The organism is Caulobacter sp. (assembly GCF_965279145.1).
In the GTDB taxonomy this organism is placed as follows: domain Bacteria; phylum Pseudomonadota; class Alphaproteobacteria; order Caulobacterales; family Caulobacteraceae; genus Caulobacter.
Genome location: NZ_OZ257139.1, coordinates 285,112 through 310,680 on the forward strand (window position 1 = coordinate 285,112; position 25,569 = coordinate 310,680).

The 25,569-nt window shown below is 67.9% G+C and carries 21 protein-coding genes and 1 pseudogene; 15 read left to right on the top strand and 7 right to left on the bottom strand.

Annotated elements, in window-relative coordinates:
* Positions 1-250: 250 nt before the first annotated feature.
* Positions 251-3,703, top strand: coding sequence for a TonB-dependent receptor (locus ACQY9P_RS01390; RefSeq protein WP_421737033.1), 3,453 nt, complete (start codon positions 251-253; stop codon positions 3,701-3,703).
* Between the two features lie 42 nt (positions 3,704-3,745).
* Here ACQY9P_RS01390 and ACQY9P_RS01395 read toward each other — a convergent pair whose 3' ends face one another.
* Together ACQY9P_RS01395 and ACQY9P_RS01400 are read right to left on the bottom strand one after the other, a co-directional pair.
* Positions 3,746-4,531, bottom strand: a complete 786-nt coding sequence (locus ACQY9P_RS01395) for a DUF1365 domain-containing protein (RefSeq protein ID WP_421737032.1) — start codon at positions 4,529-4,531, stop codon at positions 3,746-3,748.
* Positions 4,528-5,865: an NAD(P)/FAD-dependent oxidoreductase gene (locus ACQY9P_RS01400; RefSeq protein ID WP_421737031.1), complete on the bottom strand. Its 1,338-nt coding sequence runs from the start codon at positions 5,863-5,865 to the stop codon at positions 4,528-4,530. Before ACQY9P_RS01400 ends, ACQY9P_RS01395 begins: the two co-directional genes overlap by 4 nt.
* Before the next feature lie 167 nt (positions 5,866-6,032).
* Between ACQY9P_RS01400 and ACQY9P_RS01405 the strand changes: the two genes are divergently transcribed.
* From ACQY9P_RS01405 to ACQY9P_RS01450, 10 genes and pseudogenes are all read left to right on the top strand, one after another.
* Positions 6,033-7,079, top strand: a complete 1,047-nt coding sequence (locus tag ACQY9P_RS01405; protein WP_421737030.1) for an SAM-dependent methyltransferase — start codon at positions 6,033-6,035, stop codon at positions 7,077-7,079.
* Positions 7,076-7,477 (top strand): DUF2177 family protein, encoded by a 402-nt coding sequence (locus ACQY9P_RS01410; protein WP_421737029.1) that lies wholly within the window; start codon positions 7,076-7,078, stop codon positions 7,475-7,477. Before ACQY9P_RS01405 ends, ACQY9P_RS01410 begins: the two co-directional genes overlap by 4 nt.
* Positions 7,478-7,726: 249 nt before the next feature.
* Positions 7,727-8,281 (top strand): sigma-70 family RNA polymerase sigma factor, encoded by a 555-nt coding sequence (locus tag ACQY9P_RS01415; RefSeq protein ID WP_421737028.1) that lies wholly within the window; start codon positions 7,727-7,729, stop codon positions 8,279-8,281.
* Positions 8,278-9,000 carry an anti-sigma factor gene (locus ACQY9P_RS01420; protein ID WP_421737027.1) on the top strand — a complete coding sequence of 241 codons (723 nt, stop codon included), beginning with the start codon at positions 8,278-8,280 and terminating at the stop codon, positions 8,998-9,000. The genes ACQY9P_RS01415 and ACQY9P_RS01420 overlap by 4 nt, the downstream gene beginning before the upstream one ends.
* Before the next feature lie 178 nt (positions 9,001-9,178).
* Positions 9,179-10,417 (top strand): annotated as a pseudogene (locus ACQY9P_RS01425) (allantoate amidohydrolase); the annotation flags it as partial.
* Positions 10,418-10,562: 145 nt separating this feature from the next.
* Positions 10,563-11,783, top strand: coding sequence for a pyridoxal-phosphate-dependent aminotransferase family protein (locus tag ACQY9P_RS01430; protein ID WP_421737026.1), 1,221 nt, complete (start codon positions 10,563-10,565; stop codon positions 11,781-11,783).
* A gap of 139 nt (positions 11,784-11,922) precedes the next feature.
* Positions 11,923-12,843, top strand: a complete 921-nt coding sequence (puuE, locus tag ACQY9P_RS01435) for an allantoinase PuuE (protein WP_421737025.1) — start codon at positions 11,923-11,925, stop codon at positions 12,841-12,843.
* A 151-nt stretch (positions 12,844-12,994) separates the two neighbouring features.
* A complete protein-coding gene (uraD, locus tag ACQY9P_RS01440) occupies positions 12,995-13,519 on the top strand; it encodes a 2-oxo-4-hydroxy-4-carboxy-5-ureidoimidazoline decarboxylase (RefSeq protein WP_421737024.1) in 525 nt (174 codons plus the stop codon).
* Between the two features lie 122 nt (positions 13,520-13,641).
* Positions 13,642-14,829 (top strand): urate hydroxylase PuuD, encoded by a 1,188-nt coding sequence (locus tag ACQY9P_RS01445; protein WP_421737023.1) that lies wholly within the window; start codon positions 13,642-13,644, stop codon positions 14,827-14,829.
* Positions 14,826-15,506 (top strand): TetR family transcriptional regulator, encoded by a 681-nt coding sequence (locus tag ACQY9P_RS01450; RefSeq protein WP_421737022.1) that lies wholly within the window; start codon positions 14,826-14,828, stop codon positions 15,504-15,506. The genes ACQY9P_RS01445 and ACQY9P_RS01450 overlap by 4 nt, the downstream gene beginning before the upstream one ends.
* 128 nt (positions 15,507-15,634) lie before the next feature.
* Here the strand turns inward: ACQY9P_RS01450 and ACQY9P_RS01455 are convergent, their stop codons facing one another.
* From ACQY9P_RS01455 to ACQY9P_RS01470, 4 genes are all read right to left on the bottom strand, one after another.
* Complete coding sequence (locus tag ACQY9P_RS01455; RefSeq protein ID WP_421737021.1) at positions 15,635-16,327, bottom strand: YceI family protein; 693 nt, start codon at positions 16,325-16,327, stop codon at positions 15,635-15,637.
* A gap of 109 nt (positions 16,328-16,436) precedes the next feature.
* Positions 16,437-19,193 (bottom strand): calcium-binding protein, encoded by a 2,757-nt coding sequence (locus ACQY9P_RS01460; RefSeq protein ID WP_421737020.1) that lies wholly within the window; start codon positions 19,191-19,193, stop codon positions 16,437-16,439.
* A gap of 253 nt (positions 19,194-19,446) precedes the next feature.
* Positions 19,447-20,652, bottom strand: coding sequence for a calcium-binding protein (locus tag ACQY9P_RS01465; protein ID WP_421737019.1), 1,206 nt, complete (start codon positions 20,650-20,652; stop codon positions 19,447-19,449).
* Positions 20,653-20,781: 129 nt separating this feature from the next.
* The gene (locus ACQY9P_RS01470) at positions 20,782-21,735 is read right to left on the bottom strand and encodes an acetamidase/formamidase family protein (RefSeq protein ID WP_421737018.1); all 954 of its coding nucleotides are present in this window, start codon (positions 21,733-21,735) and stop codon (positions 20,782-20,784) included.
* 235 nt (positions 21,736-21,970) lie between these two features.
* Between ACQY9P_RS01470 and ACQY9P_RS01475 the strand changes: the two genes are divergently transcribed.
* From ACQY9P_RS01475 to ACQY9P_RS01490, 4 genes are read left to right on the top strand one after another with little or no spacing between them, the layout of a single operon-like run.
* The gene (locus ACQY9P_RS01475) at positions 21,971-22,192 is read left to right on the top strand and encodes a DUF4089 domain-containing protein (RefSeq protein WP_421737017.1); all 222 of its coding nucleotides are present in this window, start codon (positions 21,971-21,973) and stop codon (positions 22,190-22,192) included.
* Complete coding sequence (locus ACQY9P_RS01480; RefSeq protein ID WP_421737016.1) at positions 22,189-23,583, top strand: AtzE family amidohydrolase; 1,395 nt, start codon at positions 22,189-22,191, stop codon at positions 23,581-23,583. Before ACQY9P_RS01475 ends, ACQY9P_RS01480 begins: the two co-directional genes overlap by 4 nt.
* A complete protein-coding gene (gene hpxZ / locus ACQY9P_RS01485) occupies positions 23,580-23,996 on the top strand; it encodes an oxalurate catabolism protein HpxZ (RefSeq protein ID WP_421737015.1) in 417 nt (138 codons plus the stop codon). The genes ACQY9P_RS01480 and hpxZ overlap by 4 nt, the downstream gene beginning before the upstream one ends.
* Before the next feature lie 9 nt (positions 23,997-24,005).
* Positions 24,006-24,968 (top strand): nucleoside hydrolase, encoded by a 963-nt coding sequence (locus ACQY9P_RS01490; RefSeq protein WP_421737014.1) that lies wholly within the window; start codon positions 24,006-24,008, stop codon positions 24,966-24,968.
* 121 nt (positions 24,969-25,089) lie between these two features.
* On the opposite strand, the gene ACQY9P_RS01495 is transcribed toward ACQY9P_RS01490, so the two are convergent.
* Positions 25,090-25,398: a hypothetical protein gene (locus ACQY9P_RS01495; RefSeq protein WP_421737013.1), complete on the bottom strand. Its 309-nt coding sequence runs from the start codon at positions 25,396-25,398 to the stop codon at positions 25,090-25,092.
* Between the last annotated feature and the right edge of the window lie 171 nt (positions 25,399-25,569).

Consider the following 25,569-nt stretch of genomic DNA (forward strand, 5'->3'; position numbering starts at 1 on the left):
CCGGGCGCCGCGACAAGACGTTAAAAGCATGCGCCCGCACACCCTGTGGCGCCATGGCTACGCTCGCCCGATAAGTGTGGCCGACCGCCTCCATTCCGCCCGACCTTGATTGCGCGCAAACGCCGATAGTATCAAATGACACCGGTTTCTGTTGCAAATGACACCGGTAACCGTTAGCGATAACAGTCAAATCTGGGGTCCGGCCGGCCAAAAAAGAGCCGGACCTTTCGTGACCTTTCGGGAGGGAACCATGCAGGACACCATCAAGACCTCGCGCGTGCGCGCGCTCCTTGGCCAGGCTTCGTTGGGCGCGCTGGTCGCCGCCTCGACGCTGATGATGGCCGGCTCAGCCTTGGCCCAGAACGCCGCCGCCCCGGCCGCCGCGCCCGCTTCCGAGCCCGAGACCGTCGAGGCCGTGGTCGTCACCGGCTACCGCGCCGCTCTGCAGAGCGCCCTCAACCTGAAGCGCAGCTCGAACGTGATGGTCGACGCCATCAACGCCGAAGACATCGCCGACTTCCCGGACGCCAACCTCGCCGAGTCCCTGCAGCGCCTGCCAGGCGTTTCGATCGACCGCGACAACGGCGAAGGCCGCACCATCACCGTGCGCGGCCTGGGCCCGGACTTCACCCGCGTTCGCCTGAACGGCCTGGAAGCCCTGTCCACCGCCGGCGCCAACGACAGCGGCACCAGCGGCAACCGCACCCGCGGCTTCGACTTCAGCGTGTTCGCCTCGGAGCTGTTCAGCTCGCTGCGCGTCCAGAAGACCGCCTCGGCCGAGACCGACGAAGGCTCGCTGGGCGCGACCGTCGACCTGATCACCGGCCGCCCGCTGGACTACAAGGGCCGCCGCATGGCCCTGTCCGTCCAGGACGCCTATTACGCCGCCGGCAAGCACAACAACCCGCGCGTCGCGGCCCTGTATTCCGACCGCTGGGACACCAAGTGGGGCCAATTCGGCGCCCTGTTCTCGGTGGCCTATAACGAGCGCAACAGCACCATCGACAGCTATGGCCGCCAGGCCGGCCAGTCGGACTACGCCTATCGCGGCGCCACCTTCGCCGGCACCACCCTGACCACCAACGGCACGAGCATCCTGCAGCGCCAGGGCTTCGCCGCCCCGACCGGCACGTCGTGCAACGGCTCGGTGGTTCCGGGCGTCAACATCACCAACGCCGCGCTGTGCTCGGCCCTCACGGGATCGAACCCGACCGCCTACGCGCTGGTCAACAATCCGATCGGCTCGACGCTGACCCGCGCCAACGGCATCACGACGACGACCGCGCCGGGTTCGCTGGTCCGCATCCCCGCCCTGCCGACCGTCAACCAGCAGGAGCTGGAGCAGGAGCGCCTGGGCATCACCGGTTCGCTGCAGTGGAAGCCGACCGACCGCACCAAGATCACCTTCGACGGCGTCTATTCGCGCTTCTACAACAACTCGATCAACTACCAGATCAGCGCCGTCGGCCTGAACCGCAACAACACCACCGCCAACTACAACACCGCCACGGCGGCGACGGCGGCCGCCACCAAGCGCGCCCTCTACAACGGCTGTAACTTCAACGCCGGCAGCGCCATCGTCCAGGCGGTCGACTGCGGCCAGTCGCTGAACGGCACGACCCCGGTCGCGGGCTATACCTACAGCTTCAACCCCAACAACCTTGATCCGTACGAGTATTACAACAACCCGCTGTCGGTGGGCTACGTGGCCAGCGCCGACGGCCTGGCGATGCGCGACAAGTTCATCGGCCGCCCCTCGGTCAAGCTGATCGACGCCGCCCTCAGCGAGTCCGGCGCCAACGCCAGCTATCTGAAGCTGGGCAATGTCGACATGCGCTCGGCCGCCGACCAGCAGTACTACACGACCTTCTTCCAGCAGGGCTCGCTGAACCTCGAGCACGAGTTCACCGACCGCCTGAAGATGACGGCGATCTGGGGCCAGTCGCGCTCGTACAACAAGGGCACAGGCCTGCTGGCCGACTACCTGAAGCTGGACAGCGGCAACGGCACGACCGGCAACGACTACTTCACCTATGACGAGCGTGGCGGCGGCGCGATGCCGCTGGTCAATTTCGGCTTCGACGCGGCCAACCCGGCCAACTGGGACCTGATCAAGGGCTACTCGTCGCTGCGCGTGTACCGCACCACGGCCGACAACCGCTATGAAGGCGGCCGGGTCGACTTCAGCTACGACGCCGACGACAACCTGACGGTCAAGTTCGGCTTCTCGCGCCGCAAGTACTCGTTCTACACGACCCGCGAAGGCCGCGCCGGCGGTTCGTCGGGCGAAACCCTGATCCCGTCGCTGAAGGAAGCCGGCAGCTCGGTGGCCGCCACCAGCCGCCTGATCAACTGGGGCCGCGGCCTGGACGTGCCGGCCGGCACCACCACCAGCTTCCTGGCGCCGGACCTGGACAAGTTCACGTCCCTGTTCGACTTCAACTGCAACTGCATCAACAAGTGGGGCGACTGGCGCACCTCGGCCCTGTCGAACCCGGCCAACACCTTCGGCGTCGACGAGGTCGACACCGGCGCGTTCGTGCAGTTCGACTTCAACACCGATCTGTTCGACCGTCAGCTGCGCGGCAACTTCGGCACGCGCTACGCCATCACCGAGGTCGACTCCAACGGCCTGACCAACACCTCGCGTCCGATCTACGGCGACAACAAGTACACCGACATCCTGCCGTCGCTGAACATGTCGTACGAGGTGGCCGACAACATGCTGCTGCGCTTCGGCGCGGCCAAGGTCATGGCCCGTCCGCTGCTCGGCAACCTGGCGCCCAGCATCACCTCGTTCAGCGCGCCCAACTCGGCGGGCGTGACCACCGGCGGCTCGATCACGGTCGGCAATCCCAAGCTTGAGCCCTTCCGAGCGATCAACCTCGACCTGAGCCTGGAGTGGTACTTCGGCCAAGGCTCGCTGATCTCGCTGGCCGTGTTCGACAAGGACGTCCGCAGCTTCCCGCAGACCGTCGTCAACTCGGGCACCCTGGACAGCATCCTGTCGGCCACCGCCATCCAGGACCTGATCACGGGCTCGACGACCACGGGCACGCCGGCCCAGATCGCCGCCATCACCAACTACATCAACACCCAGTCGTTCGACATCCGCCAGTATCGCGACGCGCCGGGCGGCTATATCCGCGGCTTCGAGATCGGCTATCAGCAGAACCTGACGTTCCTGCCGGGCTTCCTCGACAAGTTCGGCATCCAGGCCAACTACACCCACCTGGAATCCGAGCTGAAATACATCATCGATCCGGGCGCGCTCGAGGTGAAGAACGCCGCCGGCGTCGTCACCACCGTGGGCCGCGCCCAAGTCGTGGCGCCGGGTCCGTTCACGGGCGCCTCGCCGGACTCGTTCAACTTCACGCTCTACTATGACGCCGACAAGTGGACGGCCCGCGTGTCGACCGCCTATCGCGCCAAGTATTACACCCAGTATCCGATCGCGTCGGGCACCTGTAACCCCGGCTATTGCGACTCGCCGCTGGTCAACGACTTCCTGGGCAGCGAGGCCACCACCAATATCGACGCCTCGTTCAGCTACAAGTTCAACAAGAACATGTCGTTCAGCGTTGAAGCCCTGAACCTGACCGAAGAGACCAGCAACCGCTTCGGCTATGCCGACGACCCTGTCGTCACCAGCTATTCCGCCCCGGGCCGCCAGTTCTTCGTCGGCTTCCGGATGGTCTACTAGGCGCTCTTCCTCCTCGGACACGCGACTTTCGGCGGCGCTGGTTCATCCAGCGCCGCCTTTTCTTTGCGCGCGGTCCTGGCGGGGCGGAACGGTGGGGTCCGGGTAGGTGCGAAAGCCCTTCAGCACGATCTTCAGCGCCTCCCAGACGATCGCCGCCAGCACGCCCACCACCTGCCAGGGATGGCCCAGCAGGGCCCGAAGCAGGGCCGCGTCGGTCAATTCGCGCCGCGCGCCGTCGAACGACGCCGACAGCACCAGCCCCTGCTCGTCGAAGGTGTCGACCCCGACATGGACGCCCTGCCCCGGCGGCGCGATCTCGAACGCATAGCGCAGGTCCATCGGCAGGAACGGCGAGACGTGGAAGGTCTTGGCGCAGCCCTGGTCCACCCAGCCGCCGCGCTCGCGCCGCACCGGCAGCACGTAGTCGTGGCGGCCGCCGAAGGTGTTGCGCACCGCATAGACGATCGCCGCAAGCGCTCCCCCGCCGTCATGGCAGAAATAGACGCTCAGCGGATTGAAGCCATGCCCCAGCACGCGCGGCATGCACAGCAGCGAGATCCTCGGATCGGCCAGCACGATCCCTTGGCCCGCCAGCTTGTCCAGCACCGCCGCTTTCGCGCTCTGGCCTTCGGCGCCGACATGGTCGCGGTCGAAGAACGACAGCAGATTGAAGCGGTTCAGCGAGAAGCGCTTCAGCTCACGGTCCAGATCCTCCAGCTCGTCGAGATCCAGCAGCAGCATGAAGACGCGATAACGCAGGTGGTGCCTCTTGGGCCGCGCCCGGTCGTGAACGACCTCGCCCGCATAGATCGCCGAGCCCCGGGTCATGCCACCAGCGCGGCCTCCTCGACGGAGGGCGTCTCGACAAAGATCCGGCCCGAAGGATCCGGGGTCAGCCACGGACGATGCACGCCGCCCAGCTGTTCGGCGACGGCGAGGCCGGCCTGCAGGCCGTCCTCGTGGAAGCCCGAGCCGAAATAGGCCCCGCAGAACCACACCCGGTCGCGGCCCTGCAGCGACCACAGCCGGCGCTGGGCCAGCATGGCCGGACCGTCGAACAGCGGGTGCTCATAGACCTGGTCGTGCAGGGTGTGCGCGGCGCCGGGCGAGGCCTGCGGGTTCAGCGACAGGAAGAACGGATCGGCGCTGTCCAAAGGCTGCAGCTTGTTCATCCAGTAGGTCACGCCGCCCTCGCCGCTTTCGCCGCGATGGCCCACATGGTTCCAGCTGGCCCAGGCGGCCGGCCGCTTGGGCATCAGGGCCTTGTCGCGGTGCAGGACGGCGCGGTTGCGGCTGTAGCGGAAGGCGCCCAGCAGTTGGACTTCGTCCGCCGTGGGCGAGGCCAGCATGGTCAGGGCCTGGTCGGCATGGGCGCCGATGACCACCTGGTCGAACCGCCGGGCGCGACCCGTGGCGTCCTCGACCATCGCCCCGTCGGGGCCCCGCGTGATCCGCCGCACTGGGCTGCTCAGCAGGATCTCGCCCTGGAAGTCGGCCTCGAGACGCGAGACATAGGCGCGGCTGCCGCCGACCACGGTGCGCCAGGTCGGGCGCTTGTCGATCGGCAGCATCAGGCCGTGATTGTCGAAGAAGCGCAGCAGGGCGGCGGCGGGAAACTCGCGGATGTCGCGCATCGAGGCCGACCAGATGGCGGCGGCCTGGGGCAGCAGGTGATCCTCGGCGAAGGCCTGGCCGAAACCCTGCTGGCGCAGATAGTCGTCCAGCCGGCACAGGCCGCCCTTTTCCAGCTCCACAACGTCGCGCGCGCCGGCCTTGTAGAAGCGGGTGACGTCCAGCAGCATCCGCAGGAAGCGCGGGTTCACCACATTGCGCTTCTGGGCCAGCAGGTTGTTGCTGCTGTATTCCAGCGCGCCGTCGTCCAGCGAGACGCCGAACGACATGTCGCTGTCGACGGTGGGCACGTCCAGATGCCGGAACAGCGCCACGAGATTGGGATAGTTGGGCTCGTTATAGACGATGAACCCGGTGTCGACCGGCACGCCCTCGACATCGATGGTGTTGGCGTGTCCGCCCAGGCGATCATCGGCCTCATACAGGGTGACGTCATGGCGCTTGGACAGCAGCCAGGCGGCCGAGAGGCCAGCGATTCCCGCGCCGATCACGGCGATGTTCAGGCGTTGGGTCGAATGCGACGCGGGCAAATGGAGCTTCCCTTCAACACGTCATGACGACGCGACTGGCCAAGGTACGTAACGCGCGAGACCTTGGACGCGCCGCGCCTCCGCCAAAGCGCATCCAACCGGCGGCCCCGCGCGTAGCTGACCCTGTCGAGCCCGCCCGCCTGGCGGACGTGTCAGCAGGAGCCGCCATGAGCCTGGTCAAGGCCGCCATCCACGCCTTCGAGGACGCGCCCCTGCCCGACGTGGTTTCTCGCGCCGCCATCCGCTTCCTGGTCGGCGACGCCCGCCGGCGGCTGGCCGGCGCGCCTGAAGGCGCCTCGGCCGACTTCGCGCGCGACATGGCCGCCCACCCGATCGCCGAACACACCGAAGCCGCCAACGCCCAGCACTACGAACTGCCCGCCGAGTTCTTCGAGGTCGTGCTGGGTCCCAATCTGAAATATTCCAGCGGCCTCTATCCGCCCGGCGCATCCACCCTGGCCGAGGGCGAGCTGGCCGCCCTGCGCGAGACCGAGGCCCATGCCGACCTGAAGGACGGCCAGACGGTGCTGGAGCTGGGTTGCGGCTGGGGCTCGCTGTCGCTGTGGATGGCGGCGCGCTTCCCCAATTCCGAGATCACCTCGGTCTCGAACTCGGCCTCGCAGCGCCAGTATATCGAGGCGCGCGCCGCCGAGCTGGGCCTGAACAACCTGACCATCGTCACCGCCGACATGAACGACTTCCAGACCGGCCAGCGGTTCGACCGCGTGGTGTCGGTGGAGATGTTCGAACACATGTCCAACTGGCGCGCCCTGCTGACCCGGGTCAACGGCTGGCTCAAGCCCGACGGCCTGCTGTTCATCCACATCTTCACGCACCGCAACACGCCCTATCGCTTCGACGTCAACGACCCGGCCGACTGGATCGCCCAGTATTTCTTCACCGGCGGCGTCATGCCCAGCCACGACCTGCTGGCCCAGTTCCCGGACCTGTTCACGGTCGAACAGGACTGGCGCTGGAGCGGCGCGCACTACGCCCGCACCGCCCAGCAGTGGCTGGAGAATTTCGACGCCAACCGCGCCAGGATCGATCCTGTGCTGGACCGCGTTTATGGATCCGACGCCGCCGTCTGGCGCCGCCGCTGGCGTCTGTTCTTCCTGGCCACGGCCGGCCTGTTCGGCCATCGTGGCGGCGAGGAATGGGGCGTCAGCCACTATCGCCTTCGCCCCGTCCTCCAGACCACGAGCCCCGCATGATCCGCTATATCCTCGGTTACCTGGCCACCGGCGGCGCCATGCTGGTGCTGGATTTCGTCTGGCTGAGCCTGATGGCCCCGCGCCTGTATCGCCCCCGAATCGGCGAACTGATGGCCGACAAGCCGGCGATGGTCCCGGCGGCGGCCTTCTACCTGATCTATCTGACCGCGATCATGCTGCTGGCCATCCTGCCGGCCGTCCGCGAGGACAGCTGGAAGCGTCTGCTGTTCAACGCCGTCGTGTTCGGCTTCTGCGCCTACGCCACCTACGACCTGACCAACCAGGCGACCCTGAAGACCTGGTCGACCACCATCACCCTGGCCGACATGGCCTGGGGCACGTTCCTGACCACGGTCGCGGCCTCAGCCGGCTTCGCGGCGATGCGGGCGGTGAAGTAGGTCGGGGCTGACGAGGGGCGTCGGCCAGATAGATCCTCCCCCTGAGGGGGGAGGTGTCGGCGAAAGCCGACGGAGGGGGAAGTTTCGCTGACTCATTGCGGCCTTCCCCCTCCGGCCTCCGGCCGCCTCCCCCTTCAGGGGGAGGATCTTCGACTCCCAACCGAACCCTCCCCGCGACAACCGGCCATTGCCTCGCTCAAGCCGGCATGCCACCGTTGCGTGACAGTGTGTCGCGGGAATTGACTGAACATGGATGCGGATACCAGTCGCGCCTTGCTTTCGCGCGCGATCGCCCGAGTGGCCAACCGCGATTCCGACGCCCTGAAATACGTGTATCGTCACACATCCGCGAAACTGTTTGGCGTCTGCCTCCGTATCTTGAATGACCGCGAGGAGGCGGAAGACGTGCTTCAGGATGTGTATCTCTCGGTCTGGAACAAAGCTGATCGCTTCGATCCGGAAAAGGCCAGTCCGATCACCTGGCTGGTGTCGATGGCCCGCAACCGCTCGATCGACAAGCTGCGCTCGCGCGGCGGCCGGGTGATGGCGGGCGTGGAAGAAGCCGAAGCCCTGCCCGACTCCGCGCCCCTGGCCTCGACCCTGGTCGAGGCCGACGAGGACCGCCGCCGGCTGGACGGTTGCCTGGACCAGCTGGATCCCAAGTACGCCAACGCGGTGCGCACCGCCTTCTTCGAGGGCGTCACCTATGACGCCCTGGCGCAGATGATCGGGGCGCCGCTGGGCACCGTCAAAAGCTGGATCCGGCGCAGCCTGATCAGCCTTCGCGCGTGTCTCGAAGCATGACCGACGCTTCGCCCCCCGTTCCCGACGAAGACCGCCCCCTGGCCGGCGAATATGTGCTGGGCGTGCTCGACGCCAATGAGCGGGCGGAAGCCCGCCGCCGGATCGCCGCCGAACCGGCCTTCGCCCGCGCCGTGCAGTGGTGGGAGAACCACCTGACTCCGCTGGCCGCCGACATCCGGGCGGTCGAGCCCTCGGCCGGCCTGTGGCCCCGCATCGCCAGCCTGGTGGGCGAACGCGCCAGGCCGCCGCTGTGGAACAATGTCCGCGTCTGGCGCGGTGTGTCGGTGGGGGCCCTGGCCCTGGCGGCCGCCAGCGTCGCGGCCCTGGTGCTGACGCCGCGCTCGGCGCCGACGCCGGCGATCGCGCCCGCCGCGCCGGCCCCGGCCGAGGTGGCGGTGATCAACGACCCGACCTCCAAGCAGCCCGCCCTGATCGCCACGCTGGACCACGCGACCGACAAGCTGATCCTCACCCCGGTGAAGATGAAGATGCCGGCCGGCCGCGAGCCGGAACTGTGGATCATCCCCGAAGGCCAGAAGGCCATCTCGCTGGGCGTGATTCCGACCGACGCGCCGATCCAGATCGCCCTGCCCGCCGGCCTGCGCGGCGGCGGAACCTATACCGCCACCCTGGCGGTCACCGACGAGCCCCCCGGCGGCGCCCCCACCGGCGTGGCCACCGGCTCGGTCCGCGCGATCGGCAAGTTCGTGAAGGCATAGCTCCGACTAAGTAAGTGGTTTATGACTTATTCGCAGGCGCCGACCGCAAGGTCTTGCGCCTGTCGAGGCATCGGCGCGGGATCGAGATCACCGCCGCCCTTGGACCGCGCGGCTTGGCGAAAGCTGCGCTACCAAGGACGCCACGGCAAGCCTAGCTGTGGATCGGAGCCAGGACGGGGTGACGGGGAAGTTCGACATCGGCGGCAGGGCCAAGGCCCGCTGCGGCCTGCTGGGCGTTTCGCCCTATAGCGAGGTCGAGGGCCAGCTGACGCGGCGCTTCCTGACCCCCGCCCACGACGCGGCGCTGCAAACCCTGACCCAGTGGATGACGTCCGCCGGCATGAGCGTCCGTCGCGACGCCGCCGGCAGCCTGGTCGGCCGCTATGAGGGCCAGACGCCGGACGCGCCGGCCCTGCTGATCGGCTCGCACATCGACAGCGTCCGCAACGGCGGGCGCTATGACGGCCCGCTGGGGATCATGCTGGGCATAGACGTGATCGAGGCCCTGCGCGACACCGGCCGCCGCCTGCCCTTCGCCGTCGAGGTCATCGCGTTCGGCGATGAAGAAGGCTCGCGCTTCGCCGCCTCGATGAGCTGCAGCCGCGCCATCGCCGGCACGCTGGATCCGTCGGCCGTGCTGGGCCTGACCGACGCGGAAGGCGTAACCTTGGCCGATGCGTTCGTGGCCTTCGGACTCGACCCGACCAGGATCACCGACGCGGCCCGTACGCCGTCCGATGTCATCGCCTTTCTGGAAGCCCACATAGAACAGGGCCCGGTGCTCGAAGCCGAAGGCCTCGCCCTCGGCGTGGTCACCGCCATCGCCGCCCAGAAGCGGCTGATGGTGCGGATCACCGGCATGGCCGGTCATGCCGGCACGACACCGATGAACCTGCGCAAGGACCCCGGCCCCGCCGCCGCCGAGTGTCTGCTTGCACTCGAGCGCATCTGCCGGGCCGGGACCGACAATCTGGTCGGCACGGTCGGCCGCATGACCGCCCTGCCCGGCGCCTTCAACGTCATCCCGGGCGCGGTCGAGTTCTCGATGGACATCCGGGCCGAGACCTACGCGACCCGTGACGGGGCGGTCGAGGCCGTCACCGCCGAGATCCACGCCATCGCCGCGCGGCGGGGTCTCACGGCGACTGTCACCCTGATGCAGGCCCTGGACGAGAGTCCCTGCGATCCCGGCCTCACCGCCCTGCTGGAAGCGGCCGTCGCCGACCTGGGCCCGCCGCCCCGCCGCCTGCCCTCGGGCGCGGGCCACGACGCCATGGTGATGGCGGCCCTCTGCCCCACCGCCATGCTATTCATCCGCTGCGAAGGCGGGATCAGCCACAACCCGGCCGAGTCGGTCACGCAGGCCGATTGCGCCCTGGCGGCCCAGGCGATGCTGGGGTTCGTGGACAAACTCTCAGACCAGTTTTCCCCGCAAATTTCCTTGTCATCCCGGCCGGAGCGCGCCAGCGCGGAGCGCCGGGACCCAGGGGCCGCGCGCGCCGCCCCTGGGTCCCGGATCGCCCCTTCGGGTCGTCCGGGATGACAAACTTATGGATCGTGACATGAGCACCTTCGGCGAACTCGACCACCCGCCCCGCCTGCTGATGGGCCCCGGCCCGATCAACGTGCATCCGCGCGTGCTGCGGGCCATGTCGGTGCAACTGCTGGGCCAGTTCGACCCGGAATTCACCGGCTACATGAACGAGACCATGGCGCTGTACCGCCAGGTCTTTCAGACGCAGAACCGCTGGACCTTCCTGATCGACGGCACCTCGCGGGCCGGGATCGAGGCGGCGCTGGTGTCGGTGCTGGCCCCGGGCGACGACGTGGTTGTGGTCAATGCCGGCCGGTTTGGCCTGCTGCTGTCCGAGATCGCCGAGCGCTGCGACGCCAAGGTCACCCTGGTCGAGGGCGAGTGGGGCAAGGTCATCGACCCGCAGGCCGTCGAGGACGCCGTCGCGCGCGTGAAGCCGCGCCTGGTCGCCTGCGTGCACGGCGACACCTCCACCACCATGGCCCAGCCGATCGAGGCCATCGGCGAGATCTGCCGCCGTCACGACGCCCTGCTGTATGTCGACGCCACCGCCACCCTGGCCGGGATGAACTGCCCGGTCGACCAATGGCAGGCCGACATCGTCACCGCCGGTCTGCAGAAGTGCCTGGGTGGTCCGTCCGGCTCGGCGCCGATCACGATCAGCGACCGCGCCGCCGAGCACATCGCCGGCCGCAAGCATGTCGAGCGCGGCATCGCCACGGCGGGGTCGGTCAGCGGCAATGGCCGCCGCATCGCCTCCAACTATTTCGACCTGGCGATGATCATGGACTACTGGTCCGACAAGCGCCTGAACCACCACACCGAGGCGGCCAGCATGTTGTACGCCGCCCGCGAATGCGCCCGCGTGGCGCTGGAGGAAGGCCTGGAAGCCCGTTTCGCCCGCCACGCTGCGGCCGGCGCCGCCGTGGTCGCCGGGGTCGAGGCGATGGGGTTGAGCGTCTATGGCGACCCGGCCCACAAGATGACTAACGTCACCGGCATCTGGATTCCCGACGGCGTCGACGGCGACCGGGTGCGGGCCCGCATGCGCACCGAATTCGAGATCGAGATCGGCACGGCGTTCGGGCCGCTGACCGGCAAGATCTGGCGGATCGGGGCGATGGGGGTCAATGCGCGCAAGCATGCGGTGCTGACCACGCTGGCGGCGCTGGAGGCGGTGCTGCGGTGGGAAGGGTTCACGGCGACGCCGGGGGCCGGGGTCGATGCGGCGGCGAAGGTGTTTTCGTGATCGGCGGGGCGTCAAAGGTCCTCCCCCTAGCGGGGGAGGTGTCGCCGAAGGCGACGGAGGGGGAAGTTGGCCGGCGTGGGATGACTTCCCCCTCCGGTCGCGTCGCGACCGCCTCCCCCGCTAGGGGGAGGACTTACCGATGACCACCGCCTACCCCCGCGACCTCATCGGCTACGGCGCCACCCCGCCCCACGCCGCCTGGCCCAACGGCGCCCGCATCGCCGTGCAGTTCGTCCTCAACTACGAGGAAGGCGCTGAACGCTCGATCCTGCATGGCGACCCCGCCTCCGAGTTCTTCCTGTCGGAAATGGTCGGCGCCCAGCCCATCGAGGGCATGCGCAACATGTCGATGGAGAGCCTCTACGAATACGGCTCGCGCGCCGGCTTCTGGCGCATCCGCCGGCTGTTCGACGAGCTGGGTCTGCCGCTGACCGTGTTCGGCGTCGCCCAAGCGATGGAGCGCCATCCCGACGCCGTCGAGGCGATGATGGAGTCCGGCTGGGAGATCGCCAGCCACGGCTATCGCTGGATCGACTACCAGCACTTCACGCCCGACCAGGAGCTGGAGCACATCCAGAAGGCCATCGAGATCCAGGCCCGCCTGACGGGCGAGCGGCCGCTGGGCTGGTACCAGGGCCGCACCAGCCCCAACACCGCGCGGCTGATCGCCCAGGAAGGCGGCTTTCTCTACGACGCCGACAGCTATGCCGACGACCTGCCCTATTACGACGACCAGCATGGCCGCCCGCAGCTGATCGTGCCCTACACGCTGGAGGCCAACGACATGCGCTTTACGGCCGCCCAGGGCTTCAACACCGGCGAGCACTTCTTCACCTATCTGCGCGACGCCTTCGACGCCCTCTATGCCGAGGGCGAGACCGCGCCGAAGATGATGAGCGTCGGCCTGCACTGCCGGGTGGTCGGCAAGCCCGGCCGCATCCTGGGCCTCAGGCGCTTCCTCGAGCACGTCATGGCCCACGACAAGGTCTGGGTGGCCCGGCGCATCGACATCGCCCGGCACTGGATCGAGACGCATCCGTATGGGGAGAGCGCGACATGATCGCTTCCACTATTTCCCCGTCATCCCGCGCCTTGTGCGCGGGACCCATGGTTCAGCTTCCACGTGAGAGCGTGATCATCCCCGCATTTGCGACGGACAAATGGGTCCCGCGCATGAAGCGCGGGATGACGGGATTGGAAAGGGTGACCGCATGAGCTCAGCACCGCCCCTTTCGCTGAAACTCCTCAACAGCATGAACCAGACCGGCTTCACCACCGCCCTGGGCTTTGCCTTCGAGCTCTCCCCTTGGGTGGTGCAGCGCGCGTGGGACGAGCGGCCGTTCGACACCGTCGAGGGGCTGCACGCCGCGATGATGCGGGTGCTCGACGCCTCGACCACCGCCGACAAGCTGGCCCTGATCCGCGCCCACCCCGAACTGGCCGGCAAGGCCGCCATCGCCAAGGCCCTGACCGCCGAGAGCAACGCCGAACAGGCCAGCGCCGGCCTCGACAGGCTGACCCCGGAAGAGTTCGAGCGCTTCCATCAGCTGAACGCCGCCCATGCCGAGCGTTTCGGCTTTCCGTTCATCATCGCCGTGCGCCTGAACGACAAGACCTCGATCCTGGCCGCCATGCAGGCGCGGCTTTCCAACGACGAGGCGACCGAGATCAACACCGCGATCGAACAGATCGGCTTGATCAGCAAGCTGCGCATCCTGGATGCGGTGAGCTCATGAAGATCTCAAAATTCCCGTCATCCCACGGTCGCGAAGCGGTCCGGGGGACCCAAGCCGAGCCGGCCAAAGCCGCTTGGGTCGCCCGGACAAGCCGGGCGATGACGGCGGGGGGCATGGACTAGATGGACTATGATTTCGCCGCCTGGGCCGGCCTCTGCCTTCGCTGGCTGCACGTGATCACCGGCGTCGCCTGGATCGGCGCGTCGTTCTATTTCGTCTGGCTGGACAACAATCTGCGCGACCCCGTCCCGCCGAAGGACGGCGTGAAGGGCGAGCTGTGGGCCGTGCACGGCGGCGGCTTCTATCACTCGCAGAAGTACATGACCGCCCCGCCGCACATGCCCGACCACCTGCACTGGTTCAAATGGGAGGCCTACACCACCTGGCTGTCGGGCTTCGCCCTGCTGACGGTGCTGTATTACGTCCAGGCGCCGCTCTATCTGATCGACACCGCCAAGTTCGCCTTCACCCAGCCCCAGGCGATCGGGGTGGGCCTGGCCTTCATCTTCGGCGGCCTGCTGGTCTATGAGGCTCTGTGCCGCTCGCCCCTGGGCCAGCGACCCCGCGCCTTCGGGATCGTCTGGTTCCTGACCCTGACGGCGGCGACCTGGGCCCTGACCCAGCTGTTCAGCGACCGGGGCGCCTTCATCCACGTGGGCGCGATCATCGGCACCTGCATGGTCGGCAACGTCTTCCTGATCATCATCCCCAACCAGCGCAGGATCGTCGCCGACATGCTGGCCGGCCGCCCGGTGGATCCGCGCCTGGGGGCGATGGGCAAGCAGCGGTCGGTGCACAACACCCACATGACCCTGCCGGTCATCTTCATCATGATCAGCAACCACTACGCCATGGTCACCGGCCACCCGCTGGCCTGGCTGCTGCTGGCGATGATCAGCGCCGGCGGGGTGTCGATCCGCTATTTCTTCATTCTCAAGCACCACGGCACGATCCGGCACGACTTCCTGTTCTATGGCGCGATGCTGATCTTCGCGGTCAGCGTGATCGCCAGCGCCAAGCCCAGGACCGACGCCGCGACAATGTCGCCCGTGCCCTTCACCACCGCCCAGGCCATCATCAGCAAGCACTGCGTGATGTGCCACAGCCCGGCGCCGACCCATGCGGGCATCCCCGCCCCGCCGCTGGGCGCCAGCTTCGACACGCCTGCCCATATCCAGACCTATGCGGCGAAAATCCATGAGCGCGCGGTGGCCACCGACTCTATGCCCCTTGGCAACGAGACCGGCATGACCGATGAGGAGCGCGCCCAACTGGGCGCCTGGATCAAACAGGGAGCCAAGATCCCGTGACCGACGCCCTCACCCTGGACGCGCCCGCGCCCTTGGAAGACGCGCCCGCGCCGCGCAAGCGCGACGCCGAGCGCACCCGCAAGGCCATCCTGGCCGCGGCGCTGAAGGAGTTCTCGCAGGCGGGTTTCGCCGGCGCCCGGATCGAGAAGATCGTCCGCGCCGCCAAGTGCAATATCCGCATGCTCTACCACTATTTCGGCGACAAGAAGGGCCTCTACATGGCCGTTCTCGAGGCCGCCTATGTGGACCTGCGGGCCCGCGAGGCCGAGCTGAAGATCGACTTCGACAAGCCGCTGGAGGGCCTGCTGGAGCTGCAGCGCTTCACCTTCAACTACTTCGAGAAGAACCCCAAGTTCGAGGGTCTGCTGCGCAACGAAAACCTGGCCCACGGCAAGTTCGCGGCCCAGTCGCGGGTGGTCACCGAGACCGCCTTCCCCCTGCGTCGCACCATCGAGCGCCTGATCGAGAGCGGCCAGCGCCAGGGCCTGTTCCGCCCCGACCTCGACCCCGTGCAGTTGTATGTGACCATCGCGGCGATGAGCCGCTTCCACCTGGCCAACGGCTATTCGCTGTCGGCCACCCTGGACACCGACATGACCACCGCCGAATGGCGCAAGGCCCGCCTGGCCCATTCGCTGGCCCTGCTGGAAGGGTATCTGACGGCGGGCAGGCGGTAGGGACGGAAAGTTGCTCCCCCTTTGGGGGAGCTGTCGCGGAGCGACTGAGGGGGCCTTCTGGACTTAGGCCGAGCTAGCCCCCTCCGGCCCTCTGGGCCACCTCCCCCACAGGGGGAGGATCTTTTGCCTTACTGCGCCGCCACCGGCGCCGCGACCAGCGGCGGACCGCTGAACTCGGTCTCGATCACCACGTCCACCGCGTCGCTGACGCCCATGGTCGTGCCGGGGGCCGGAACGCCATAGGCGATGCCGAAGTCCGAGCGCTTGAACGATCCCTTGGCCGAGAAGCCGATGCGGGCGTGCGGATCCATCGGGTGGCCCGCATAGCCGCCGTTATAGACCACATCCAGCACCACCGGCTTGGTGACCCCGTGCAGGGTGAAGTCGCCCGTGACCTTGGCGGTGTCGGCGCCGGTCACCTCCACCTTGGTCGACTTGAAGGTGATGGCCGGATACTGGGCGGCGTTCAGCCACTGCGGGCCGGTCAGCTCCTCGACAAAGCCGGCCGGCGGATGCGGCAGGGTCAGGGACCGCGGATCGATCGTCACCTCCAGCGTCGCCGCGCCGGGATTGGCCGGATCGAGGTTCAGCTTGGCGTCGAAGTCGGCGAAAGCCGCCGTATAGTTGGAAAAGCCCAGGTGGCTGAGGCGGAAGATCAGCGTCGCGTGGGACTTGTCTAGCGTATAGGCGCCGCCCGGGATCTTGGCGGGCGGCGGCTTGGCGGCGACGGGCGCGGCGGCCGGCGGGGCCTTTTCCGCGACCGGCTTGGGCGAACAAGCAGCCAGGGCCAGCAGGGCGACGACGGGCAGGATGGTCTTCATGGCGTTTCCCTTTGCGGCGATATCGCGCGTCGTGACGGGTCGCTAGGCCAAGAACGTTCAGGCGGGCCGATCGCCGACATCGGCCCGCAAAATATTGCCCGCGCCGAGTCTAGCGGAAGTTGTTGAAGGCGACCTCGTCGATTCCGACCCCCACCAGCTTGACCACATTTTCCAGATGGGCGCCGGTGGCGTCCCTGGCGCCCGAAAAGACAAAGACGTCGCTTCCGACCTGCACCGCCGTGAAGACCTTTTCCGTGAGCGCGCCCGCCAGGCTGTCCTGCGCCAGGGCCAGGGCCTCGACATAGGAGCTCCGCACGGCTTCGCCGTACGTCATGGTGACGCTGGTCGAACCGAACACCAGCTGATCGACCGCCTTGAAGTCCATGATGACATCGACGCCATTGCCCAGAGCGTCGGTCGCGACGGAGTCGCCGGCCGCGAAGACGAAATGATCCTTGTCCGCGCCGCCCCACAGCACGTCCCTGCCCTTGCCGCCGGTCAGGGTGTCGCTGCCCGCGCCGCCGTCCAGGGTGTCGTCGCCCAGGCCGCCGCCAATCACGTCGTTGCCGTCAAAGCCGATCAAGATGTTGTCGTCGGCGCTCCCCGTGATGTGGTCGCCCGCCATCGAGCCGACGACCTTTTCGATGCCGCTCAGCACCATGGAAACGCCGGTCGCGACCTGCTGGGCCTGGAGGAGAAGCGACAGGTCGACGGTCACGCCGGCGGCGAACTCCAGCGGCCCGCCCGTTCGATAGGAGAATTGCAGGCTGTCGACGCCCTCGCCGCCGGCGATGATCTTAAGCCCCGCCAGGTTGTTGACGTAGAAGACGTCATCGCCCTCGTCGCCCTCGGCGCGATTGTCGCCAAGGCCCAACTCGAGGGTGTCGCGTCCGGCCCCGCCCCGCAGGGTCGTACCCGCCGAGGACGCCGTATTGTTGTTCAGGACATAGGCCGAGAGGTAATCGTCGCCTTCGCCGCCCTCCAGCGTGTCGTAGCCGCCATAACCCCAGATGACGTCATTGCCGCCATTGCCGCGCAGAACGTCATTGCCCGCGCTTCCCGTGATGAAATCATCAAAGGCCGAGCCCTCCACGCCCTCGATCGAGATCAGGGTGTCCTGCCCCCGATCCGAAAGAGTGCTCTGCCAGCCCATGTAGAGATTGACCGTGACGCCCGTCTGCAGGCCGTCGTCGAGATAGCTGACGAAATCGACGCCCTCTCCGCCGTCGATCACATCATCGCCCGCGCCGCCGGTGAAGACATTGTTGCCGGCGTCGCCGGTCAGGCGGTCGGCATAGGCCGTGCCGATGATATTCTCGATCGCGATCAGCGTGTCCTGGCCATGGGCGCTCCTCGCCTGGAGGGACTGGCGCAAGTCGATGGTGACGCCGCCCGACGCCCCGTCGTTCAGATAGCTGACGGTGTCGACGCCCGCCCCGCCGTCCAGGATGTCGTCGCCTTCGCGCCCTTGCAGCACATTGTCCTTGGTGTCGCCGATCAGGTGATCATTTCCGGGCCCGCCGATGAGGTTCTCGACGCCCTTGATGTCCAGAAACTGCCCCGCGCCGATGTCCTGCGGTCCCAGGATCCTGAGATCAACGACCGCCCCGCCGATCGGCACGTAGCCGCCGCTCAGCTCCAGGGTGTCGATACCGGCCCCGCCGTCCACGGTGGTCACCCCCACCAGTCCTGGCGCGCGGTCGACGAAGAACCGGTCATCGCCCTCGCCGCCGTCCATGGTCACCCAACCGTTGTAGGTGAAGAAGGCGTCGTTACCCGCCCCGCCGGTCAGATAGTCTCCCGACGCATTCTGGCTGGCGCGCAGCAGGTCATTGCCCTCGCCGCCGTCCACAACGTCTCCGCCGCCGATTGCGATCAGATAGTCATCGCCGCCGGCGCCGTAGATGTAGTTTTCAGCGGCGTTGCCGCTGATGTCGTCGCGCAGGTCGCTGCCGATCACGCCCTCGATCGAGACCAGGGTGTCGCGGCCGTGGTTGCCGCCCTGTTGCAGGGTCGCCGCCAGATCGACCAACCCCTCACCGCCATCCAGGGTGATCACGTCGAAGCCGGCGCCGCCGTCGATATAATCGCTGCCCCAACCGCCGCTGAGATGGTCATCGCCCGCGCCCGCGATGAGACGATCATCACCGTCGCCGCCGGCCAGGGTGTTGTCCTTGCCATCACCCGTCAGCACGTCATCGAACGCCGAGCCGTAGACGTTCTCGATCGAGATCAGCTTGTCGGTCCCGCCGCCGCCGGTGTTCTGGGCCGTGGTCAGGTTGAGGTTCACGGTCACGCCGGAGGTCGCGTCCTCATAGGCCGACCAGTCCGAACCCGCGCCGCCATCGATGGTGTCGTTGCCGGGGCCGCCGAAGATGTAGTCGTCGCCGTCGCCGCCCAGCACGGTGTCGTTTCCAGCGCCGCCGTTCAGGGTGTCGTCGCCCTTACCGCCGGTCAGGCTGTCATTGCCGTCGCCGCCGCCCAGCATGTTGGCGCCCGCGTCGCCGATCAGGGTGTCGTTGAAGGCCGAGCCGTAGAGGTTCTCGATGCCGATCAGCTTGTCGGTCCCGCCGCCGCCGGTGTTCTGGGCGGCGGTCAGGTTGAGATCGACCTTCACGGCCGACGCGGCGTCCTCATAGGCCGCCCAGTCGTTGCCGGCCCCGCCGTCCAGCGTGTCATTGCCCGCGCCGCCCAGCAGATAGTCGTCGCCGTCGCCGCCGTTCAGGGTGTCGGCGCCGTCCATACCCGCCAGGACATCATCGCCCGGACCGCCGTTCAGGGTGTCATTGCCGCCGAAGCCGTAGAGCGTGTCCGCATCCGGGCTGCCAATCAGAACGTCCCCGCCTTGCGTGCCGTGCAATTCCATCTTTCAAGCCCCTCGACCCTGCTGCAACCTCAGCGTGACCTAGCGAGTGCAAGATGCAGGCCGAACTCCTTTCAGCCTCTACGGGAATATTAACGATAATCCCTGTGTCGGCGCGGGACGTTCCGCGCCATTTTGGCACGCAACCCTTTATCAGAAAGGGGTTGTGGCGGTTCAATGACAGCCGCGACGCTGGCCCCGGGAGCCGAGGCGCCCGGGACTTCGCGGTCAGAAACCGCCACACGCAAAAGTCGTCCTAGAATCCCAGGATGGCGCTGGGATCGATCGACGACAGGGTCATTCCGCTGAGGATGATCATCTGATCGTAGCCCGTCCCCTCGTCGCCGACATCGGCGAACAGGAACACGTCCGAGAACATCTGCATCGCCACATAGCGAACGCCCTCGCCCGCGAAGGCGGCGCTGACGGCCCCGAAGTCGATCGTCGACAGTTCCAGATAGTTGCCGCTGGTTCCGGCCGGCCCGTCGACAAACAGGATGTGATCGTCGGCCGTGAAGGCCTGGATCGTATCGGGCGCGACGCTGTCGCCCGCGGCGAAGGCGAAGGTGTCGGCCCCGGCGCCGCCGGTCATCGAATCCTGGCCCTGACCGCCTTGAATGTAGTCGTCGCCGTCGCCGCCCTCGATGCGGTCATCGCCAGCGCCGCCGTACAAGATGTCGGCGCCGCCATTGCCTCTGAGCAGGTTGGCGTTCGCGTCGCCGATCAGCGTGTCGCCGGCGCCGGAGCCATAGACGTTCTCGACATTGCTCACGGTAACCACGACGCCGGAAGCGACGGTCTGAGCACCGGTGTTGTTCAGGTCGAAGACGACACCGGTGGAATAGATCACCGAGCCGTTGTCCAAGAAGCCAAGCGCGTCGACGCCCGCCCCGCCGTCGATGATGCGAGTGGTCGTGTAGTTGTCGGCTTCGAGAAAGTCGTCGCCGTCGCCGCCCAGCAGGGTGTCGTTGGAATTGCCGCTCTGGATTGAATCATTGCCGTCGCCGCCGATCATCACGGAGCCGATGGCGGCCGCGCCGAAGATGCCGAGCGTGTTGATTGCGTCGGCGCCGTCGCCGCCGTCCAGAACGTCGGCGCCGCCCTTGCCTTCGATGTGGTCGGCGCCCGCCCCGCCCGACAGAACATTGTCGCCGCTGGTTCCGACCAACCAGTCCGCCCCGCTGGAGCCGATCGCGTTCTCGATCGAGACCAGCGTGTCGATCGCGCCGCCGCCCGGACCGACCATCGAGGTGTACTGGCCCTGGAGATTGATCATCAGAAAGCCGAACATCCCCGCAGGCGTAGCGCCCGCATAGCTGACGGTGTCGCTGCCGTCGCCGCCGTCCAGGGTGTTGTGTCCGCCGCCGCCGACCAGCAGATCGTCGCCGGCCAGGCCTTGGATGGTGTCGTCTTCGGCGCCGCCGACCAGGCTGTCGTCGCCTTCGGTTCCCGTCAGATACATGCTTGGACCTCCTGCCCCCGGATCGGGGCGAGGCCACTTCGAACAACCTGAGATTTTATCTCAAGTGAATTTTTCAATTCATGAGAGATAAGTTATGAGCGACAAATTCAAGTTAAGTCCGCCGCTCGATCAGAACAGAACGCCCTTCTCCAGCATGCCGTGCACGCCCTTCTCGCCGTTCACCGTCTGGGTGACGCGGAAGTCCACGGCCAGCGAACAGAACTGATAGGCCTGCACCCGGGTCAGGGCCGAGCGGGCGGTGATGAAGTCGATCATGCCGCGCAGGGCCTGCTTCATGGCCAGGTCCAGATCCTCGTTGAAGCCCATGACAATGTAGTGGGTCGGGGTCTCGGCCCGGGGCCAGACGGCGACGCCCACGTCGGCGGCCTTGTGCAGGATGAAACTGAAGGTCCCCGTCAGGCCCATCTCCAGCGCGTTGACGCACACCTCGCCGTCGCCCTGACGGCCATGGCCGTCGCCCACGGAGAAGTTGGCGCCGGGAACCCAGACCGGCAGGAACAAGGTCGCGCCCGCGCCCAGCTCCTTGTTGTCCATGTTGCCGCCATGCTCGCGCGGCTCCTTGCTGGACAGGCGTCCGTACCTCGCGGGCGGCGCGACGCCCATGGTGCCGAAGAAGGGCCTCAGCGGCAGGGTCGGGCCCCAGTCGGGCTTGCAGGTGCCCGCCGCGCGGTCGACGGCGATGTGGCTGACATAGCGCTCGGGGAAGTCCTCGGGCAGGGTCCCGGCCAGGGGGCGCACGGCGCAGTAGCCCCAGTCGTTATTGGGCTCCACCGCCTCGATCCGCACCTCCAGCGTGTCGCCTGCCTCGGCGCCGGCGATGGCGACGGGGCCGGTCAGGATATGCGGGCCGATCCGTTCGGGTCTGGCGTCGTGGATCGCCCGCAGGGCCGGCGGGATCGTAAGGCCGCTGCCCTCGCCCGGCATCACCTCCACCCCGCCCGAGACGCACTCGAAGGTGACGCTGTCGCCGGACGCGACGGTCAGCACCGGATCAAAGGCCGCGTCGAACATGCCGAAGCGGATGGTCTGCGGCGTGGAGGTCAGAATGTGGTGGGGCATCAAGTAAGCCTTCTCTTACAAGCTCCCACTTCGACCCTGCTCCGCCGCCGGACCCAAGGGCGGCGCGACCTGGGGCCCGCCGATTGCCGCGAGGCGCCCGCCCGGCGGGCGTTTGGCGGCGAGACTGTCCGTCTGGCGGGCGAAGCCGCCCCGCCGCAGGCGCACGCGCCGCCGCACTAGCCTCGACGCACAACCCCGGTATATGAATAAATTTCTTACTTAGGAGGACCGCCCGACGATGGCGATCGATGCGGCGCTGAAGGCCTTTCTCGACCTGTCCGACGGCGACGTCGCGGCCTATGCCGAGGCGCGCGCGGCGGAGATCGGCCTGCCCCTGCCCGAGCCGACCCTGCCGGGCGTGCGGGAGAACCTGGCCCTGCTGCGCGTCCAGACGGCCCTGTTCGTCGCCGCCCTTTCCTCCGGGGTAGGTAGCGACACCGCCGAAACCTTCACGCCATGAGCTTTCCCAGCGTCGTCGAGATCGCCGGCGAGGTCCGCGCCGGTCGCGTCACCGCCCGCGCGGTGACCCAGGCCACCCTGTCGCGGATCGCCCGCCGCAACGGATCCCTCAACGCCTTCACCGCCGTGCTGGACGCGCGCGCCCTGGCGCGGGCCGACGCCGTCGATGCGGCCATCGCGGGCGGCGCCGCCGTGGGCGCGCTGGCCGGCGTGCCGTTCGCGGTCAAGAACCTGTTCGACGTCGAGGGCCTGCCCACCCTGGCCGGCTCTAAGATCCGCCGGGATGCGACGCAGCCGCCCCGCGACGCCACCCTGATCCAGCGGCTGGAGGCCGCCGGCGCCATCCTGGTTGGCGCGCTGAACATGGACGAGTTCGCCTATGGCTTCGTCACAGAGAACGCCCATGACGGCCCGACCCACAATCCCCACGACCTGACACGGATCGCCGGCGGCTCGTCGGGCGGCTCGGCCGCGGCCGTGGCGGCGGGCCTCGTGCCGCTGACCCTGGGTTCGGACACCAACGGCTCGATCCGCATCCCCGCCAGCCTGTGCGGGGTGTTTGGCCTGAAACCCACCTATGGCCGCCTGTCGCGCCAGGGCGTGTTTCCCTTCGTCGAGAGCCTGGACCATGCCGGCGCCTTCGCCCGGTCGATCGAGGATCTGGCCCTGGCCTATGACGTCTTGCAGGGGCCGGACGCCGAGGGCGACGCGATCTGCACGCGCGTGGCCGAGCCGGTGTCCGACGTGATCGCCGCCCTGGCCGACGGCCCGCTGCGCGTGGGCGTGCTGGGCGGCTGGTTCGCGCAGGGCGCCTTTCCCGAGGTGCTGGAGGCGCTGGACAGCGTGGCCAGGGCGCTGGACGCCCGCGACCGCGTGATCCTGCCCGGCGCCCAGGCCGCCCGCGCCGCCGCCTTCTGCCTGACGCCGGTCGAGGCCGCCCACCTGCACCTGCCCGACCTGCAGACCCGCGCCCTGGACTACGACCCCGCCGTCCGCGACCGCCTGCTGGCCGGCGCCCTGCTGCCCAGGGGCATCGCCGAAGCCGCCCAGCGCTATCGCACGGTGTTCCGCGACGAGGCGCGCCGCGCGTTCGAACACTTCGATATCCTGCTGGCGCCGTCCTCGGTCTGTCCCGCCCCCGGCATCGGCCAGGCGACCATGGAGATGGGCGGCCAGCAGGTCTCCGTCCGCAAGAACCTGGGGGCCTTCACCCAGCCGATCAGCTATATCGGCCTGCCGGTGCTGGCCGCGCCGGTCAATCGCCCGGGCCAACTGCCGATCGGCGTGCAGATCATCGCCCCGGCGTGGCGCGAAGACCTGGCCCTGGCCGCCGGCCTGAAACTGCAACGCCAGGGCGTCGTCGCCGCCCATGCGCCGGAGGGCCTGCTGTGATCCTCAACAATCCCGTGGTGCTGGCCCAGGTCGCCGAAGCCGTCGACGCCTATGAGGCGGCCCTGATGGCCAATGACGTCGAGGCCCTGGACGGCGCGTTCTGGGCCTCGCCGCACACCGTGCGCCTGGGCGTCAGCGAAAACCTCTACGGCTTCGACGAGATCGCCGCCTTCCGGGTCGGCCGGGCCGGCGGCTCGCCGCCCCGCACCCGTCTGCGGACCGAGATCACCACCTTCGGCGACGACTTCGCCATCGCCAATGTCGAGTTCCGCCGCGATGGCGCGGACAAGATCGGCCGCCAGAGCCAGACCTGGATCCGCACGCCGGAGGGCTGGAAGGTGGCCTCCGCCCACGTCTCCCTGATGCAATCGGGCGCCGATCAACGCCTCGCGTCACCCGAAGAAAAACGCTAGAGCCCGCCCATGACGCACAAGATCATTTTCGACACCGACCCCGGCATCGACGACGCCATGGCGCTGCTGTTCATCGCGGCCAGCCCGGCGCTGGACCTGCTGGCCATCACCACGATCTTCGGCAATTCCGACATCGACACCACCACCCGCAACGCCCTGTATCTGAAGCAGCGCTTCAACCTGGCCGCGCCGGTGTTCAAGGGGACCGACAAGCCGCTGACCCGGCCGCGCAACCCTTCGCCGACCTTCGTGCACGGCGAGAACGGCCTGGGCGACGTGGAGCTGACCGGCCTGATCCCGGCCCAGCCCGAGGCCAAGCCGGCGCATCAGGCGATCATCGACCTGGCCCGCAAGCATCCCGGCGAGGTGACCCTGGTCGCCGTCGGCCCGCTGACCAATCTGGCCCTGGCCCTGAAGGCTGATCCGCAGGTCGCGACCCTGCTGAAGGGCGTGGTGATCATGGGCGGCGCGTTCGGGATCGCCGGCAAGCCCGGCAATGTCACCCCCGTCGCAGAGGCCAATATCTGGAACGATCCGGAAGCCGCCGATCTGGTCTTCACGGCTCCGTGGAACCTGACCGCCGTCAGCCTGGACGTGACGACCCAGGTGGTGATGTCGCCGGCCTATATGGACGCTCTGGAAGCGTCGGCCGGCCCCGCGGGCGTGTTCCTCAACGCCATCTCCAAGCCCTATGCCGCCTTCTATGGCGGCCGCGACGGCATCGAGGGCTGCTGCGTCCACGACGCGGCGGCGGTGGCGTTCGTCATCGACCCCGCCCTGTTCGAGACCCGGCGCGGATCGGTGCGGGTGGTGACCGAGGGCATCGCCCTGGGCCAGACCTGCCTGAAGGCCGAGGGCGAACTGTTCGGACCATCGGCCTGGGACGACCAGCCGATCCAGGCGGTGACCGTGGCGGTAAACGAGGCGGGGCTGTTGGCGCTGTATGCGCAGACGATGAAGGTCGGCGCTTAGGCGGCCAGGCCGTGCGTCCGTCGAGGCTCGCCGCTGGCTCGCACCTCAGGATGAGGACTGTTTGTTTCTGAATTCCTCATCCTGAGGCGCCCGCGCAGCGGGCCTCGAAGGACGCACAACCTCACAACCGCCCGCGCCGCCCCCCCTTGAGCCGGTCGATACCGCGCGCCGGCGCCGGCGGCGCATCGACCGCCTCGAATGGCGCCCCGGACGGCGCGACGGCGACGCTCGCCGGCCGTCGAGGCCCCGTCATCAGCACGATCCGGCGGGCCGTCGCGGCCATCACCCCGCACGCCCGGGCCTTTTCGCGGGCCTTGCGCAGGGCGACGGGGTCGTCGGTCTTTTCGATCAGGGCCCAGGCGGCCTCGAGGCCGGCCATCAGCTTGCCCTGCAGGCGTTCGCACCAGGTGTCAGGCGAGATCTGTGTCATGCCGCCATGATGCGGCCGGTTTGGAGGCCGGGGACAAGAAACGTGCGTTTTTGTCTAGGGCGTTGAATTTGCTGGGGTCTGATCCGGCGAGAGCGGGGATAGAGCGCTCCAGATCCTCTCCCTGAGGGGAGAGGTGTCGGCGCAGCCGACGGAGAGGGAAGCATCAGCGGA